The sequence below is a fragment of the Flavobacterium turcicum genome, assembly GCF_011365745.1.
GTDB lineage: Bacteria > Bacteroidota > Bacteroidia > Flavobacteriales > Flavobacteriaceae > Flavobacterium > Flavobacterium turcicum.
This window is the reverse complement of record NZ_JAAOBY010000001.1, coordinates 98441-116254: the sequence shown is the minus strand read 5'-3', so window position 1 is coordinate 116254 and position 17814 is coordinate 98441. Positions and strand designations below refer to the sequence as shown.

General features: G+C 36.0%; 13 protein-coding genes. 1 reads left to right on the top strand and 12 read right to left on the bottom strand.

The window, feature by feature from the left end:
* Positions 1-177 precede the first annotated feature (177 nt).
* The 4 genes from G9Q29_RS00455 to G9Q29_RS00440 all read right to left on the bottom strand — a co-directional run bounded on the left by G9Q29_RS00455 (position 178) and on the right by G9Q29_RS00440 (position 5681).
* Positions 178-2406, bottom strand: coding sequence for a TonB-dependent receptor family protein (locus tag G9Q29_RS00455; protein ID WP_166132547.1), 2229 nt, complete (start codon positions 2404-2406; stop codon positions 178-180).
* A 117-nt stretch (positions 2407-2523) separates the two neighbouring features.
* A complete protein-coding gene (feoB, locus tag G9Q29_RS00450) occupies positions 2524-4626 on the bottom strand; it encodes a ferrous iron transport protein B (protein ID WP_166132546.1) in 2103 nt (700 codons plus the stop codon).
* A complete protein-coding gene (locus tag G9Q29_RS00445; protein WP_166132545.1) occupies positions 4620-4862 on the bottom strand; it encodes a FeoA family protein in 243 nt (80 codons plus the stop codon). The genes feoB and G9Q29_RS00445 overlap by 7 nt, the downstream gene beginning before the upstream one ends.
* A gap of 141 nt (positions 4863-5003) precedes the next feature.
* Positions 5004-5681, bottom strand: coding sequence for an SCO family protein (locus tag G9Q29_RS00440; protein WP_166132544.1), 678 nt, complete (start codon positions 5679-5681; stop codon positions 5004-5006).
* A 228-nt stretch (positions 5682-5909) separates the two neighbouring features.
* On the opposite strand from G9Q29_RS00440, the gene G9Q29_RS00435 reads away from it, so the two are divergent.
* Positions 5910-7973 (top strand): M13 family metallopeptidase, encoded by a 2064-nt coding sequence (locus G9Q29_RS00435; RefSeq protein WP_166132543.1) that lies wholly within the window; start codon positions 5910-5912, stop codon positions 7971-7973.
* A 310-nt stretch (positions 7974-8283) separates the two neighbouring features.
* Here G9Q29_RS00435 and G9Q29_RS00430 read toward each other — a convergent pair whose 3' ends face one another.
* From G9Q29_RS00430 to G9Q29_RS00390, 8 genes are all read right to left on the bottom strand, one after another.
* Positions 8284-9060: a DUF3667 domain-containing protein gene (locus G9Q29_RS00430; RefSeq protein ID WP_166132542.1), complete on the bottom strand. Its 777-nt coding sequence runs from the start codon at positions 9058-9060 to the stop codon at positions 8284-8286.
* A 379-nt stretch (positions 9061-9439) separates the two neighbouring features.
* Complete coding sequence (locus G9Q29_RS00425; protein ID WP_166132541.1) at positions 9440-10144, bottom strand: glycosyltransferase family 2 protein; 705 nt, start codon at positions 10142-10144, stop codon at positions 9440-9442.
* A gap of 15 nt (positions 10145-10159) precedes the next feature.
* Positions 10160-10855 (bottom strand): class I SAM-dependent methyltransferase, encoded by a 696-nt coding sequence (locus G9Q29_RS00420; protein WP_166132540.1) that lies wholly within the window; start codon positions 10853-10855, stop codon positions 10160-10162.
* On the bottom strand, positions 10852-13173 hold the full coding sequence (locus G9Q29_RS00415; RefSeq protein WP_166132539.1) for a YfhO family protein: 2322 nt from the start codon (positions 13171-13173) through the stop codon (positions 10852-10854). The genes G9Q29_RS00420 and G9Q29_RS00415 overlap by 4 nt, the downstream gene beginning before the upstream one ends.
* A gap of 5 nt (positions 13174-13178) precedes the next feature.
* Positions 13179-15533 (bottom strand): tetratricopeptide repeat protein, encoded by a 2355-nt coding sequence (locus G9Q29_RS00410; RefSeq protein ID WP_222616834.1) that lies wholly within the window; start codon positions 15531-15533, stop codon positions 13179-13181.
* Between the two features lie 75 nt (positions 15534-15608).
* Positions 15609-16667: a hypothetical protein gene (locus G9Q29_RS00400; protein ID WP_166132536.1), complete on the bottom strand. Its 1059-nt coding sequence runs from the start codon at positions 16665-16667 to the stop codon at positions 15609-15611.
* A 72-nt stretch (positions 16668-16739) separates the two neighbouring features.
* Positions 16740-17492: a hypothetical protein gene (locus G9Q29_RS00395; protein WP_166132535.1), complete on the bottom strand. Its 753-nt coding sequence runs from the start codon at positions 17490-17492 to the stop codon at positions 16740-16742.
* 92 nt (positions 17493-17584) lie between these two features.
* Positions 17585-17806, bottom strand: a complete 222-nt coding sequence (locus tag G9Q29_RS00390) for a hypothetical protein (protein WP_166132534.1) — start codon at positions 17804-17806, stop codon at positions 17585-17587.
* Between the last annotated feature and the right edge of the window lie 8 nt (positions 17807-17814).

Here is a 17814-nt window from a genome sequence, read left to right as displayed (position 1 = left end):
CTTTCTTTTTGAAAAAGAATTTTTTGATTAAAAAGGCGACTGCAACGATTAAGGTAGCAAATGCTAATATTTCTTGAATATCCATATTGTAAAGATAAGAAAAAGCAACCCGTTGAGGTTGCTTTCTTGTTTGTAATCACTTTCTAATTAAAGAGTGTGTATTATTGTTGTTTGTTGTTAAAAACGAGCTCCTAAAGATACAAAGAATGTTCTTCCTTCACCTGGTAAAATACCTGGTCCAGGATATCCACTTGCTCTGCGGGTAGCGTAATCTTTGTTCAATAAGTTATTAATTCCAGAACGAACATTGTAGCGTTTTAAAAACTTGTATTCAGCTGATAAATCCAATACTTCATAACCGTTTAGTAATCCTGTTACACCGTTTGCTGAAGGCGTAACTGTGTTGTTTGCATCTGTAAACACTTTACCTGAAGTTTTGTATTGTAATGTAGACGAAAAGTGGTCAGTACTATAGCTCAAACCTACATTGTGAATGTAACGTGGCGCGTTTTCAACACGATTACCCTTTAAGTTAGTCGTTGCAATAGCCGATCCTGGTCCAGAAGGTACTACGAAATCAGTATAACGAGAATCAATAAAACTAGTCGTTACAAAAAGATCTACGTTTCCGAAAGTTTTTTCGACACCAAAATATTTAGTGATGTTTACGTTTACAAAGCCTTCAATTCCTTTGTTTACGGTTTCTCCTAGGTTGGTTCTGAATAAGAACGTACCTTGAGTTGGGTTATCATTATTTATAAATTGTCTTACGCCGCCAATACGGTTGTTGTAGCTCAAGTAAAACACACTAAAATCGAAGTTCAAAAATCCTTTCACAACACCGCGGTATCCCAAATCAGCATTGTATCCTGAGGCATCTTTTAAGTTTGGATCTATCACATCTGTTACAGCTGGCGGAGTAATATCTGAGAATAAAACTGGTCTAAAAGCTTGTGTTATATTTCCATATAAGTTCGTTGCGCCGAATTTATATTCCATTCCTAATCCAAGCAAGGGTTTGTTTCTAACCATTTGTTTGCTTTCAAACGGAACATCATTTCCAGAATTGATTCCAAAACGACCTTCTCCATCAGCGGTGATGTGCTCAAAACGAACTCCAGGAACAACACTCCATTTATCGGTCACTTTAAATTGATTTTCGGCAAAAAAAGCAATGTTTTGTGTTTTAAACTGCAAGTCTCTTGGATATTTTGCTGACGTACTTAAGTCGAAATCAGATCCTGAAGTTCCTGCTCCTTCTTGTTGTCTTTGCGTTTGTGCTTGGTAAGCACGAACTCCAAATGCCAAAGTGTTTTTATTTTTGCCTAAGGTGTACGTATAAGTGTTTCTGTTTTCTATTCCGAAATTTTTGTAAAAATCGCGGTCAACTCTTCTATTTCCGTTAGTGTCAGGATTGTTTGGTGTTGCTGTATTTCCAACACTATTTCTTTCTCCAATTAAACCAAAAAGTTTAGTATTCGATTTAATAGAAGGAGACAATTGCGTGTCTAGCGTTAACGCAAACAAATTCCAAGGAGTTCCAAACCAGTTTCGCTCTCTAAAAGATTGTCTTGAATTTTCGGCAAATTGCGCATCTGTCAAACCACCTGCTTGTTGCATTTGGTAATCCATATTAGTGTATTCTGCTGCTAATTTTGTTTTTTCTGTAAAAGCATATTCTAAAAATACGTGTGAGTTACGTACTTTATATTGGCTATTTTCTCTCCATCCATCTGCGCTACGAGAGTGGTTGTAGGCATAATAAGAAAACTTATTTATTTTACCACCAATTGCGTTGTAACTACTCATTAAGTTATAGCTTCCGGCTGTGTTTTGAGTTTCAAAGCTGAATTTTTTGTTTTGCTCGCGTTTTAAAACGTAGTTCACCATTCCGCCAAACTGAGGGCCAAATTGTAATGAAGCACCACCACGAACTAGCTCAATATTTTCTACTGCTTCTAAAGGTGGGTTATAATACGCTTCTGGGTAACCAAAAATATCTGATGAGATATCGTAACCATTTTGTCTGGTGTTTAATTCCCAGCTGCGATTTGGACTTAATCCACGAACTCCAATATTAATTTGAATACCAGATCCTTCATTTTCCCAAACAGTAACACCAGGAACACGTGAAAACACTTCGCGCGCATTGTTTGTAGTCAGGTTAGAGGTAAAGGCAGATAATTTTAAAACTTCGTTCTTTTTTCCTGAAAAAAGTACGGTTCCTTTTACTTCTGGTTGTCTTTCTGGGCTTTGTTTAAACGGGGTAACCGTTACTTCTTGCAAATCAACTATCAAAGAGTTAGCTCTTGCAATACTGTCTTTTTGTGCTTGTGTAAGTTCCTTTTCTTGAGCAAAAGCAAATACTGAGGTAAGTATTGCAGCTGTTACTAAACCGTTTCTCATTTTTATTTAGATTAATTCTATGCAGCAAAGATAAAACGAGAAACTTATTTAGACAAATTAAAAATAATGATTTTTTAATTTTTAACTGTTGTTGAGGTTGAGGATAGACTCTGGCTCTTATTGTAGGATTTGAAAAGCAATCAAGGCAACGGCATAAGCAAAGGCCGACATGAATAAAAGCTGACCAGCAGGCCATTTCCAAGAGTTGGTTTCCTTTTTTGTTACTGCCAAAGTACTAGCGCATTGCATGGCAAAAGCGTAAAACAAAAGTAGAGAGATTCCTGAGGCAAAATTAAACACTTTCTCGCCTGTAGCAGGATTGATTTCGGCTGCCATTTTGTTTTTGATAGTCACTTCGTTTTCGCTACCACCTACGCTGTAAATGGTTGCCAGCGTTCCTACAAACACTTCGCGTGCAGCAAACGAACTGATGATAGCAATACCAATTTTCCAGTCGTAACCTAATGGAGAGATAACAGGTTCAATGGTTTTACCCATAATACCAATATAGGAGTTCTCTAGTTTTTGTGAGGCAACTGCATTTTCAAAATCAGCAGGCGATAATGGTTTGTTGATGGTGTTTTGAGTAACAATTTTTTCCGCTTTGTTGAATTTTTCTCCAGGTCCATATGATGCCAAAAACCAAAGCACTATCGAAATGGCAAGTATAATTTTACCCGCGCCAAATATAAACGCTTTTGTTTTTTCGATTACGTTGATACCTACATTTTTAAACAAAGGCAATTTGTAATTCGGCATTTCAACCACAAAATACGTTTTACTTTGAATTTTCAATATTTTATTCAAGATGTAAGCCGAGAAAATAGCCATTCCAAATCCCAACAAATACAACAACATCAAAGTCATCCCTTGCATGTTTAAAAATCCAAACAAACGTTCGTCAGGAATTACCAGGGCAATAATAATGGCGTAAACAGGTAGTCTAGCCGAACAAGTAGTGAAAGGTGTTACCAAAATAGTAATCAATCGTTCTTTCCAATTTTCGATATTACGCGTAGCCATAATTGCAGGAATAGCGCAGGCAGTTCCTGAAATAAGTGGTACCACACTTTTACCTGAAAGTCCAAATTTGCGCATGATTTTATCCATTAAAAACACCACACGGCTCATGTATCCACTTTCTTCAAGGATGGAAATAAACATAAACAAAAAGGCAATTTGAGGTATAAAAATTAAAATTCCTCCAATACCAGGAATAATTCCTTGCGAAATCAAATCGGTTAAAACACCGGCTGGCAACTGCTCTGCTGCGAGCGAACTCAATGAGGCAAAAGAGGCGTCAATAAAATCCATTGGAATTTTTGACCATTCAAATATCGATTGAAAGATTACGAACAAAATCAAAAAGAAAATCGCATATCCCCAAACTTTGTGTGTTAGTACGCGGTCAAGCTGGCTGCGGTAATCTTTGGCTACGCTGCTATCTACTTTTAAACCTACCTTCAAAACATCGTTAATAAATTGATAACGTTTGATGGTTTCTTTTTGCTGTAAGCGTTTTAAATCAGAATGTGATTTGGTAAATGAACTTCGAATTTCATTTCTATCCAAGTTCAAAAAGTTCACATCTTGCGTAATTACCAACCATAATTTGTACAAAAGTTGGTTTGGAAATGCTTTGCGCAAACTATTAAAATAATCCGGATCGATTACCGAAGCATTCAAGCAAGGTTCGCTCGAAATCGATTTGAAGCTCACAATTAACTGCTTTAATTCTTCAATTCCGTAGCCTTTACGTGAACTAACCAAGGCAATTTTGGTGTTTAAATGTTTCTCTAAGTACGGAATGTCCAGTGAAATTCCTTTGAACTTCATTCTATCAGCCATGTTGATGACAAGAATCGTCGGAATTTCAAGGTCTTTTATCTGGGTAAAAAGTAATAAGTTTCGTTTTAAATTCTCCACATCGGTAACCACAAGAGCTACGTCAGGGTATAACTTATCGTTTTTATTGAGTAGTAATTCAATAACCACATTTTCATCAATAGAACTGGCGTTCAAGCTGTATGTTCCTGGTAAATCCAGAATGTTGGCTTTGATGTTGTTGGATAATTTACAAAAACCAATCTTTTTTTCAACGGTAATTCCGGGATAATTCCCCACTTGTTGATTCAATCCTGTAAGCTGATTAAAAACCGAAGTTTTACCCACATTAGGGTTGCCAATTAAGGCTACATTGATGTTTTGTTTGCTTACCATAGGTTGGTTTTTAATAGGTCAACTGCAATTTCTTTGGCGGTTTCTACTCTAATTGCCACATGTGAACCATTGATGTTCAAAAACAAAGGATCACCAAAAGGGGCAACTTGTAACAGCTCGACCATATTGCCAGGCAAGCAACCCATTTCCAGTAATTTTAACGGAACGGTATCAATATCAAAGTCTTTGATAATGGCTTTTTCGCCTTTTTTGAGAGAATGTATCGTTGTTTGCAAACCTTATTTAGATTGAATTAAGATTGCAAAAATACACATTTTAAAGGAAAGACAAATGTTAATTATTTCAATAATTAGTTGGCAGATTCAGAGGTATGTTGACGTTTTATTTGCAGACTTGGAAATCACTGAAAAATCGCCTTACTCTGCTGCCTCTTGCTCGCATAAAAAGGTAATGTCTTCAATCAATTTTTTGATGTCTTCTTTGTTGGTGCCGTCATAAAAACCACGAACTCGTCTTTTAGCATCTACCAAAACAAAATTTTCGGTGTGAACCATATCATACAATTCACTTGGTTTGCCCAGTTTTACAGCCAAGTAAGATTTTCTAGCCATGGCATAAATTTCTTTTTTATCGCCGGTAACTAAATTCCATTTGGCATCGATTACATTGTGTTTTTTGGCGTAAGCCTTAAGCACAGGAACGCTATCCGTTTCAGGAAATACGGTATGTGAGAGTAATTTAACTTTAGGATTATTGGCGAAAGCTTTTTGAACTTCTTCTAGATTCACCGACATTTTTGGACAAATAGAACCACAAGTAGTAAAAAAGAAATCGGCTACATAAATTTTACCTTCGTAATCTTTTTGAGTAATCGTGACGCCGTTTTGGTTCACAAACGAAAAATCAGCAATGGTGTGGTACTTGCTTTTGTATTGTACCGTACTGTCTACCAACTCCGGATTCACATCGGCTGGATTAAAAATAGGTAATGATTTTGCTGGCTTCAAAGCGTTGTAAAATAACGTAAGTATAACGGCCGAAAGCACGAAGAACACTCCTAAAAAAAGACGGTATTTTTTAAATAGCTGTAACATAATCCAATTTTGCCACAAAAGTACAAAATCGGAGCTTGTTTTTTGGTCTTATTAACACAATCTTAGTGCTAGTGGAATGCGCTTAAAAAACAAAATTGTTATCCGATTCGATTAAACCTTTTTGATTTTTTAATGTCCAATCACAATGTTTTGTGATTGTTTATAGAATCGTAAGCAATCACAAAATTTATTAATAGCTTTGTTTACTTAAATAAAAAACTAATTAAAATGAAAAAAACCAACAATAAGCAATTGCTTTTTGTGATTCCTGCAATGATGGCTTTTGCAGTGGGTCAAGCCCAAAGTAATCCTGCGGCTAAGGAGCCAGGGATTAATGTGAATTACATGGACAAAAAAGTGAAGCCAAGTAACGATTTCTTTCGTTACGTAAACGGAACTTGGTTAGACAACACCGCCATTCCAGCTGATAGAACCCGTTGGGGAAGTTTTGATGAATTGCGTCAAAGAACAGACGCGGATGCACTAGCTATTTTAAAAGAGGCAGCAACCAACCCAAAGTACAAGTCAAATACCGATCAAGGTAAAGCGATTAATTTATACAAGTCTATTTTGGACACCGTTGGTCGTAACAAAATGGGAATTGCGCCATTGAAACCTTTCCTTAAAAAAATTGATGCGGTTAAAAATGCTAAAGACCTTGAGGCATTATTAATCGAAATGGAGCCAATTGGCGGAATTGGTTTCATGGGAGCGGGCGTTGGTACTGATGCTAAAAACAGTAGCCGAAATGTAATCAATGTAGGTCCTGGTGGAGTAGGTTTACCTGACAGAGATTATTACGTTTCTGAAGATGCTGACTCTAAAGAAAAACGTGCGAAATACGTGCTTCACGTTGCTAAAATGTTGCAATTTCTTGGCGATAAGCCAGCCGTAGCTCAGGCGAATGCAGAGAAAATTTTAGCGCTTGAAATCGCAATGTCTAAACCAAGATTAGACAGAGTAGAGCGCAGAGACCGTCGTAAGTCATACAACCCAATGACTTTGGCCGAGTTGAGTAAATTAACACCATCAATCAACTGGAATAATTATTTTACTAAAATTGGTTTGGCAAAAGTGGATACCGTTATTGTATCCCAACCTAAATACATGGTGGCACTTGAAACGATGTTGAAAGAAAACAAAGTTGACCAGTGGAAAGCCTACATGCGTTGGAGTTTATTAAACAGAGCTTCAAGCCAATTGTCTACCGATATTGAAAACGCCAACTTTGAGTTTTACGGAAAAACCTTAACAGGTGCGGTAAGCCAAAGACCACGTGACGAAAGAGCGTTGCAAACCATCAATGGCGCTGTAGGTGAGGCTTTGGGAAAATTATACGTTGAGAAAAAATTCCCAGCTGAGGCCAAAGCCAAAGCAGAAAAAATGATCAAAAACATTTTCCGTGCTTTCGAAAATAGAATCAATAACTTGTCTTGGATGTCCGCTGAAACTAAAGTTAGCGCCTTAGCTAAATTGAACAAATCCAGAATCAAAATTGGATATCCTGACAAGTGGAAAGACTATTCTGCTTTAACAATCAAGAGTCCAGAAGAAGGCGGAAGCTACTTTGAAAATGCGTTGAGCATGGCCAAATGGCGTTTTCAAGAAAACATTGCTGAGTTGAACAAACCAGTTGATAAAGAGCGTTGGGGCATGTCACCACAAACTGTAAATGCGTATTACAATCCATCAAACAATGAGATTGTTTTCCCAGCAGCTATCTTACAACCACCGTTTTACAACTACCAAGCTGATGAAGCTGTGAATTATGGCGGAATTGGTGGCGTTATTGGTCACGAAATTTCACATGGTTTTGACGATTCAGGATCGCGTTACAACGCTGACGGAAACTTAGTTGACTGGTGGACTGCTGACGATTTAAAACAATTCTCAGCTTTAACAGGAGCTTTAGCTGCACAGTATAGCGCATTGGAGCCATTGCCAGGAACTTTTGTAGATGGTAAATTTACATTAGGTGAAAACATTGGTGATTTAGGTGGTGTAAACGCAGCTTATGACGGTTTACAATTGTACTTGAAAGAAAACGGAAATCCAGGCTTGATTGATGGATACACTCCTGAGCAGCGTTTCTTTATTTCTTGGTCAACGATCTGGCGTTCAAAAATGCGTGATGAAGCTTTGAAAAACCAAGTAAAAACCGATCCGCACTCTCCAGGAATGTACCGTGCGTATGTGCCTTTGCAAAATATCGATACTTTTTATCAAGCTTTTGATATCAAGGAAAATGACGGGATGTACATTGCACCTGAAAAACGTGTAAGAATCTGGTAATTCAGTACCTTATAAATACAAAACCCATTCGTTAAGGCGAATGGGTTTTTTTATCGCCAAAAGTTAAATTTTAATGATTTGAAAGGTGTTGTTTTTTAGGAGCAGCACTTTTTTGCTACGTACACTACTCGTCCCGCTGTACGCTGTATATTGCTGTGCAATCCCGAAGTGTCGGGACTTCCCCAGCAAGGATGCCGCTTCCATCGGGGCTACAATAGTTCGTTTTATTTTCATTACAAAATCAGCAAATGCAATTTGTACAGACCTAACAGGTTTCTAAAACGGGTTAGGTCTCAACTTAGGCTTAAGATCAAAACTTATACAGATGAATCAAAAATTCAAACACATTATTGGTTTTGGTTTGTTTGAAAACATTGGTACCAAACAGTAACAAGTAAATAGTGACGTAGTTGATGATGTGAAAACAATTTACTACCAAGAAACTAAGCAAGTAATCGGTCCATTTTTTATTGGTAAACACCACAAGTACGTGCCAAAACAAGAAGGCATAACTAATAAACAATACATACAATTCAATAGTTGCTTTGTGCAGTATAAAAGGGAAATACAAAGGCGAAACAATTAGGTCTATGGTAAAAAGTAAGGCATTAAAATAAATCCAAAACACCACATTTTTAGCCAAATTAAATCGCTTTCGAAACAGCAACCAAGTCACTAAAACGGCACACGGAATGGTAAACAAAGTTCTAAATTTAGTAGCTTCAAATACGGTTCTACCAAATTCATTATAACCAAAAGGATTGTCGGCTAGGTGTACTGCATCTTCATAATCGTATATTTTATCACCAATAATAAGTAGTAATGTGGCGGTGATTAAAAAAAAGGTTACGGGACTAAAATAAGTTTTACGTTGACCTGCAAAATAACCATGGTACACCTTTTTAGGATACAGAAATAAATCTTTTACCAATTTTAAAATCCCTTTGTCGGTATGGGTAATGGAGTGCCAAAATTCATGAATTAAATCATGCATGTTCAATTCGCTCACACTTGATTTTTGCCCGCAATGCGAACAAAATTGCCCTTCAAAGGTACGGTCGCAGTTTTTACATAAATGGTGCTGCATAAAAGGTTTTTTTTGGTTGGTTTGGTATTGTAACTATACAAATGTAAGATAAATAACGATTAAAAAACCAATACCACATCTCGACCGCGCTCGATGTGACAAAACCATCTGGTGCTCGTTTGCAACGAGTACCTACTTACTTTATTAACGAAAACAAAGCGTTTGCAACGCGGCTCTATTACATACATTACCATAAAGGCTCCACATTTACGTTACAAAAAACAGTGTTTCCTTCTTCATAATTTCAATAGCTACTATTTACAAAGTCTCCCTTTTTTAAAGCTATTCCTGTTTGATTTATAAGCGTTAGAAACGCTTTTTTTGTATTAGCAAAAGACCAAGCATTTGATGAGTACGAAATTCAAGTAGTAATTGCTTCCTATTTTAATTCTTTAAGAGAAATTTTTAGTACTCCAAGGCCATAAATAACGCTACGTTTAAAATTAATGCTTGATGCTTCTGGGAAGTATTTTGTTGGGCAACTTATCTCGCCAATTTCAAAACCATTTTTGAATATTTGAACCGCCATTTGATTGTCAAAAATGAAATCTTCACTAAAATTATTGAAATTTACTTTTTGAAGTACCTCAATGCTATAAGCCCTGAAACCCGTATGGTATTCGCTTAATTTTTGATTGATGAGGATGTTTTGAACTAACGTTAATATTCTATTAGCAACATATTTATAAATTGGCATACCACCTTTTAAAGCGCCTTTGCCTAAAATTCTGCTAGCAAAAACTACTGGATAAACCCCGTTGGCAATCATACTGCACATGGCTGTAATTAACTTTGGTGTGTATTGGTAATCGGGATGCAGCATTACAACTATATCAGCTTTTAATTCTAGCGCTTTGTTGTAGCAGGTTTTTTGATTGCCTCCATAACCTCTGTTTTTATCGTGTTGGATGATGTGGCTAATATTGAGTTTTTTAGCTATTTCAATAGTGTTATCCAAACTTGAATCGTCAACTAAAATAACTTCGTCAACTATTTCAAAAGGGATTTCATGATACGTTTGCTCCAATGTTTTTTCGGCATTGAAAGCCGGTAGCACTACTATTATTTTTTTGTTGTTTAGCATCTTATTGTATTAAAACTATTCTAGATATCCAATATAAACCCAATCGCCCCACTTATTTTCGCAAGTATTTTTTTCAATTTTCATTACCTCTTGCAAGTATTCTTTTATGGGAAAAAAATTTATATGCATATCCAAGGTATAGTAATAATAACGTTGACAAGGGACAACGATAATTAGTTGCTTTTTTGCTACTCGTTTAAGTTCAGAGATTGCCGCAGGAAGATCTTTCAAATGTTCAAGTAGGTGATGACAGGTAACAATGTCAAAAGATTTGTCTGCAAAAGGAAGTTTTTCGATTCTTCCTTGCACATAATTGGCTGTTGTTAAAGCTACCGAATCGTGCATATCAAAGCCTGTCAGTTTTAAGTTTGTAATTTCACTTAATTTGTTTAACCAATATCCCCTACCACAACCAACATCTAACAAATTAGTAGCTTCGGAAGAAATATTTTTAAGCATATAATTAATACTGAGCTGATTTAGATCTGTAGGTCTATCGGTTCCCATACAATCCAGTTGTCTGTAGGCTTCTGCATATTCCTGATCGTTCATTAAATATACAAGCTGCTTAAACTCCATGTATAGCTTAATTTTTTTTCCTTTAAAAAAGATGAAAAAAAAAGGATACATAAACCATTTACTATCCCGTAGAATAGGTGGTACAAATTCATCAATAATATATCGAATGCTATTGGTTATAGTCCTGTTCATTTTGTTTTAATGTCTTTAATTTTTCTTATGCTAAGTATTATAATACCTATTAAAACGGATAGTATTGAAATAGCAAATCCTATACTTTTATATGGAGGAAAAAATGACATTTCGACTTTATGATTTCCCTTATTAAGATACACTGCTGTTAGTCCGTGAAAAACTTTATATTTAATCGTTTTATGTCCGTTGATACTGATTTTCCATCCGTCATCGAAAGGAATTGATAGAAAAAGCATTGAGGGTTGGTCAATTTTTATGCTGCCCATTATTTCATTTTCTTTAAAAGATCTAATCAATAATTGTTTAGGACTACTATCATTTAGAACAGATTGATAATCGGGCTGCAACTCCGTTAGTTTTTTTACATCTTTTTCTTCGACAACTATTGACTTATTTACTATTTTGTGCTTTTGACCTAAAGTTAGTTTATCGAACTCTTTTTCAGTGATATAATTAGTAAATGCAAAACCTAAAGACCTATGGTTTTTTAATTTATACAAGGAATAACCATTTATCGATTTTAAAAATTCAAATTCGCCTTGATTCTTTTTTAGGCTATCTTGATTAGAAATAAAATACTTTACCCCACACAATTGCATAGCTTCAGGTATTTCTCGAATTCCTCTCACATATCTCGAGCCGATTTCATTTTTGTAATTAAGAGTATCTATACTTTTTAGGAATGCTATGTAATTTGAATTGTGAAAAGCCCAGTAGCCTGAACTCCCATAAAAACCTTGAATTTGTGCTTCATTATAGCTATAAACTCTTGAATTTCCAGAGAAAAAATCTTTTTCTACTCTGAAAAAAGAAGAATCTTTTTCTTTGATATCTTTGATAATACTTTTAGTAGCATCAAAAAAGCCTTTCCCTACTTTCACATCATCTTTTGTGACAAGCATTCTATCTTGTAGGGTTGGCGCTGCAAAAATGAAAATCTCTAAAACAATAAATCCTACTAATAGATGTGGAAAATAATTAATCAAGCGTTTTTTGCCAAAAAAATATAGCAAGGTAAAATAAACGATTAGGAATGAAATCACAATAAAGACACTTGGAGAAGCGTCTATCGCTATTTGGCTTTTCAGTGAAAATAATAGTGTAAGAAAACCAATGATTGTTAATAGAAGTGTTTTAAAATAAACCTTCTCTTGCTTGATTACAAAGTCAAGAGACATTGTGGCGAAGTAAATAAAAACAATGGTTGCTAACATTCCAATCATTCTGTAATAGTTGCCTGTAAATAACCAGAGAGAATGGCGGAAAAGAGGAACTGCAATTATTAACATGAAAAAGAATAAAATTCCTCCATAAGTAAGTCGTTTTCGCCTATCAACAAAATGAAAAAGTTGCGGAATAAGCAACAGAACCACCAAACCTGAATATAAAAATGGTGCTTCAAAATAGTTGTACCAACCCTGGTAATTTTCAGCAATCCCTTGTAAGTTATTCGAAAAAAGTCGTAATAAAGAAGTGGCAAGCTCAGGTTTTTCAGCGATTTGAAGTGGAGTTTGCTTCAATTCATCCATCAGTGGATACATGCCTTTACCCCTAGGGCTGTTGAGCATCTGATGAAGATTACTTAAAAGTATGAAGCTTGCAAGTCCTAAGCCTAACAAACCAGCAAAGCCGATTTTTGCGAACTGCTGTAAACTTAATTTTAGAGATTTGTTGGAATCATAATTAACAAGAAGATAAATTACCGCTAAAAGGAATGCAAAATATAGTATTATAGAAGTATACGCCATTCCAATCAGTGCAGTTGTGATCGTCAGGAGGTAGACTCTTTTGTTTTCTTGAAAATAATGAAGGGAAAGAATAAACAAAGCAAAAAGCATCATATCGTTAGAAAACTGTACTAAGTACCAGGTACTGCAACCAACCATATAGCCACTAAAAGCAAACAAAACACTCCCAATTCCGGCAGCCAAAACATGGATTCCTTTTTTTCTAAAAAATACAAACAAGAAAAAGCCAGCAAGAAAAGTATAAATCAACTGCATCCAAATGAAAGCACTTGCAATGTCATTTTTAAAGAACAAATAAGTTACAGTTAGAGCAATGTGCTCGATGGCGAACGGATATTTATTCTCTCCTAGTGCTGTATGAAAACTAAAACTAGGAAGATATCCGTTTTTTAGGGCTTCCATTTTTGAATATAGTTCTGGGTAACCAACATTATAAATATCGTCACCTAAATCTTTGTACAAAAAATAATATTCACCAAAAATAAAATCTTTGTACAACAACAACTCTAATACTATTAAAATAACACTAAAATAGAGTAAGCTTTTCTTAAACGAAAGATCTTTCATATGATTTAATTAAGATATGCATTGGGATTCAAATACAGTACTTCTTTCTTGTATTCGTTTGCTTTATCTAGCTTGCCTTGTATGGTATAATTTTTATAAATTAAATCCAAAGTACGAATCATGGCATCTTTTTTAGTGACGTCATTATCATCTAACTTTTTCTCTTCTTTGTAAACGTCTAAGAGAATTTTCTCGGCCAATGGCAATAGGTTACGCTTGGTTGCATTTGCAAATGCATATTGCTGATAAGCAACAGCCAAATTTTGTTTTGTATCTCTGTCATTTGATCGGAGCGAAACACTCTTTAAACAGTTTTCAATTGTTTTTTCGTACTCATTAATCATCGAATAGGCTGTTCCTAGTAAGAGATAAATTTCCGCATTTTTTGGACTCAATGCTTTGGCTTTTTCTAATGATACGATAGCACTAGGAATATCTCCTAGTTTTTGTCCTATCAATTTACCTATATCCATCAAGCAGATGGCTTTGTATTTAACAATTGTAGAGTCCATTCCTCTTCCTCGATAGTAATACGCTTGATCATAGGCAGCTAAGGCCGTGTGTAAATAAGTTAAATTTACTTTGGGCTCATTATCTTCGATTTGCCCTAAAAAATGCTGTCCATTGGCCATTTGCAACCAAGCTGCATTACTCATGGGGTGTACCTCGAGAGACTTTTGTAATAGAGGGATCGCACTTTTCACTAATTCCATCCGCTCATATTGATTTTCTTTTAAAGCTTCTAGTTTTTCTTCTAAAGTCCAGTCTTCGATTTCTTTTTCTTTTACTGACTGCATTGTAATGGCTTTATTTATCATCTCCCCAGCCAAATCGGTATGAATTTTACCACTGTTTTTCGAAACTAAGACGTCTTTTGAGAATAAAGTGAAATTATCTTTCCAGTCAAAATTTCTATTGATGGTAAGACTTGTAAAAAGAAGTACAACAACTACCGCAATTTTATAAATTGCACTGAAACCGTTAATCTCATTCGGCTTGCTCCATTTTGAACCTAATTGATATGCTAAGTAAACTACAATCAAACAAAAACCAAGTGAAGGCATAAACATAAAACGTTCTGCCATATTGGTACCTATCGGAAAGAACAAATTGGATACAATTGAAAAAGTAATGAAATAGTACAAAATGCCAAACGCAATACTATTTCGTTTATGGATATGAAAGAGGGCCCAAATAAAAAGGAATAAATGTAACAACAAAGAAAACAAAACACTGATGTCTGAAAATGATTTTATTTCAATGTGCCTTGGGTAATAATCGGTTGTTAAAGGATAAGGAGCTACTAACAATTTCAAGTAAACAGCATACGTATAAAAATTGGTTGCCAATTTGTTGCTGTACGGCATTTGGGTAAAGGTGTTGGCATTAGGCTCCACAAGTTTTTTTATAGATGACCCTTCAATCAATGGTTCGTATTTCGATTCAGGATCTAATACTAGAAATGGATCATTCATCAATTCTTCTGCAATTTCACCCTTATTAGGCTGATGTAATACGGCATTACGAATACCTAAAAAGAGAACCAAAGGAAGCAACAAAGGGACTGTAAGTTTAAAAATGGTTTTAAGCGACACTTCTGAAAAAAACCACAGCGCCATTGGAATAACAGCGATGAAAGTAACTGCAGATTCTTTGGCCATTAAGGCTGCGAAAAAAGATGCGACCGCGCCCAGTTGCCATTTTAGTTTCGATGTGCCTTCATTACTTTCATTTTTTATTTCTACTAATTTTAGCACACAATACAAACTTGCTAATGCTCCTAATAACGCCAAAATCTCATCTAAGCCTTTCACATTGGCAACAGCCTCAGTATGTAAAGGATGCACCGCGAAAAGCAATGTTGTACCTAGCGCAATAAAATTTTGTTTGAAAACATTTTCTTTGTTTTTTATCGAAAATAGAAGCAACAAAGTTCTATATAAAACCAAGCAAAGCAAACCATACCAAAGGATATTAAAAAAATGAAGGATATTTGCAAACCACGTTTTTTCTGAAAGATCTTTTATTTTATACCCTTCTTTATCTTTTTCAATTTTTTGAATTTCGTCTTTTTTGGTAGGAGCAAATACTTCTGCCTGAACGGCGAACACTACAGGTGTTAGTGGTCGGTACCTGCCTCCAGCAACCGCATTGATGTCGTTTCCATAAAAGCCAGCAAAGGCATCTTTGCTTAAAATATCAGGAATGCCGGAAACACCTTTTTTTACAAAACTATTGTGATAAACAATAACGCTATCATCTATAGCCCATTTATTAGGAATAGTATTGGCATAAATCAAGACAGCAATGACAAAAATGAACCACTGTGCTTTTTTGGGGTGTAGAAAAAACTGTTTCATAACTTGCAAAATTAAAACAAATAGGCCGACCAAAACAGCCAGCCTATTTAATATTATTGTTTTGACTAATTAGATCTAATTTAGCTTGACCACAGTAACCTTGGTACTGCCATTGAGGGTAAAATCAGCTCCTATAGCGTTTGATGAACTCAAAGCTCTAATTTTAAAAAATTCGCCAGCGGTCATATACACTACTGAAGTGAGCTGTCCTCTTGATTTATGAGGAGACTGTGCATTAATATTAGCAACAGATGTTCCATAAAAATTGGATCCACCATTACCTGTGTTATTCATTTCAATCATTGGTAAAGCTAATACAAGACTATTGGTTAATCCCATTAGTTGCACTTGTATTAAATAAGTACCTGCACCTCCTGGACCTACGGTAAAAGTATTGTTGTTGGTCCATGTATTTCCGCCTGTAAGCGCAGCACCTGTACCATTGGCGCTTTCAAAATTAACTACATCAGGAAGCGTCAATGAGCTTGCTGCTTGAGTTGTTTGACCAACAGTTTTTGTAACTACCAATTGTAAACTAGAGCCGCCACCTGAAGCTGAGCCCCAACTTAGAGCACCAGCACCGTTTGTTTGTAATACCTGTCCGTTGGTACCTGTATTAGTTGGGTAGGCATTGCCTCCTAAAGTAGCAGTTCCCGTTGCCGTAATATTTGTTGCGCCTGTGATCGCATTGCTATTCATATTTAAGGCTTGTGTTGCGGTGTGGTTACCAAGATTATCAGAACTGCTTGGTGTTACCCATTGTGTATTAAAATCAGCAGCGTTAACTTTTGCTAGTACTTGATTGGCAGTACCGCCAGTTGGTACACCTTGGCCGTTGGCACCATTTGTACCGTTAGTGCCGTTTGCTCCATTTAAACTCGTCCAAGCCGTTCCATTATAAAAATAAAAACCAGCAGTAGCATCGGTTTGGTACACCATTAAACCTGTGGCAGGAGTAGCAATTGCAGTTCTTTGCGTTTGTGTTAAACGAGGTACTAAAACCCCTTGGTTGCTGCTTTTTAAATCTAAAATAGCAGATGGATCAGCAGTGCTACCATCCGTGTTAATAGCTACAGATTGCGCAGTTGCGTTTAATGCGATAAGGCTAAGGCCTAAAAAGAAAAGTTTTTTCATTTGGTTTAATTTTTTTATTCATTAGTGCGCAAAGTCTGCTGACTTTGCGCAAATGGTTCAATATATTTTAGTTTAATTAATTCTATACCATTTGCTTACACCATCGGTAATCACATTAAAAACTCCACCTGCAGCATTATTTGTTAGTGTAACAGCAGTTCCTGTAGGAAGATTATTTGCAACATGTGCAGTAATGGTGGAGTTTGGAGAGGTAAATGTGTAACTCCCACCACCAGCTAATGGAGATGTTGTTGTTGTATTTGTACTAGAAAATGTAAGTATTGTACCAGCTGGATAACTTGCTGCACTTGGTACAATAATGTTTATAGTTGTACCAGTTGCATTTCCATTTCCTGTTTGGTAATCAAGCATAATGGTTCTAACGTTTAAATCAGATACTGTAACGGTTGAAGAACCTCCTGAAGTAACAGGACTTACTTGTAATGTTCCTAAAATGGGTGCGTTTGCCCAGCTTGGGTTTGTGCCATTTGTAGTTAGGACTTTACCTGCATTACCAGTTTGTGCTGGCAAAGAAGTGCCACCTCCACCACCGATAGGTTGCCAATTCGGAGTAGCTGGAGTACCAGCATTATAATAAAAACCAGCAGTAGCATCAGTTTGGTACACCATTAAACCTGTGGCAGGTGTTGCAATTGCAGTTCTTTGCGTTTGTGTTAAGCGTGGTACTAAAACCCCTTGGTTGGTGCTTTTTAAATCTAAAATAGCAGATGGATCAGCGGTGCTACCATCGGTATTAATCGCTACAGATTGCGCAGTTGCGTTTAATGCGATAAGGCTTAAGCCTAAAAAGAAAAGTTTTTTCATTCTTATTTAAATTTTTTGTTTTGCACTGAAAGAATATAGGTTGCTTCAGCTTTTTATTACTTTATGACTTTGATACTTTCGACTTACTTAATCTACCACTTGTTTAATTTATTGTTGCTATTGTGCTGTTTTTTAAAGAAATAAAAAGCGACGGCAATAGCAAGTAGCAATAGTAGCGGAATCCAGTCGTTTATAGGTGCCGCTGGTACATCTTGTACATCTTCTGGAAATTCTTCTGCCTGAGCCAGTGCTGTTACAAATGGAAATAGTAAAGCGCTAAGGCTAAGCAGTATGGATAAAGTTTGTTTTTTCATGAGTAACA

Bases quoted from the DNA above. Each gene is read 5' to 3' on its own strand.
- G9Q29_RS00455 (WP_166132547.1), bottom strand. From the start codon at position 2,406: ATGAGAAACGGTTTAGTAACAGCTGCAATACTTACCTCAGTATTTGCT.
- feoB (WP_166132546.1), bottom strand. From the start codon at position 4,626: ATGGTAAGCAAACAAAACATCAATGTAGCCTTAATTGGCAACCCTAAT.
- G9Q29_RS00440 (WP_166132544.1), bottom strand. From the start codon at position 5,681: ATGTTACAGCTATTTAAAAAATACCGTCTTTTTTTAGGAGTGTTCTTC.
- G9Q29_RS00435 (WP_166132543.1), top strand. From the start codon at position 5,910: ATGAAAAAAACCAACAATAAGCAATTGCTTTTTGTGATTCCTGCAATG.
- G9Q29_RS00430 (WP_166132542.1), bottom strand. From the start codon at position 9,060: ATGCAGCACCATTTATGTAAAAACTGCGACCGTACCTTTGAAGGGCAA.
- G9Q29_RS00425 (WP_166132541.1), bottom strand. From the start codon at position 10,144: ATGCTAAACAACAAAAAAATAATAGTAGTGCTACCGGCTTTCAATGCC.
- G9Q29_RS00420 (WP_166132540.1), bottom strand. From the start codon at position 10,855: ATGAACAGGACTATAACCAATAGCATTCGATATATTATTGATGAATTT.
- G9Q29_RS00415 (WP_166132539.1), bottom strand. From the start codon at position 13,173: ATGAAAGATCTTTCGTTTAAGAAAAGCTTACTCTATTTTAGTGTTATT.
- G9Q29_RS00410 (WP_222616834.1), bottom strand. From the start codon at position 15,533: ATGAAACAGTTTTTTCTACACCCCAAAAAAGCACAGTGGTTCATTTTT.
- G9Q29_RS00400 (WP_166132536.1), bottom strand. From the start codon at position 16,667: ATGAAAAAACTTTTCTTTTTAGGCCTTAGCCTTATCGCATTAAACGCA.
- G9Q29_RS00395 (WP_166132535.1), bottom strand. From the start codon at position 17,492: ATGAAAAAACTTTTCTTTTTAGGCTTAAGCCTTATCGCATTAAACGCA.
- G9Q29_RS00390 (WP_166132534.1), bottom strand. From the start codon at position 17,806: ATGAAAAAACAAACTTTATCCATACTGCTTAGCCTTAGCGCTTTACTA.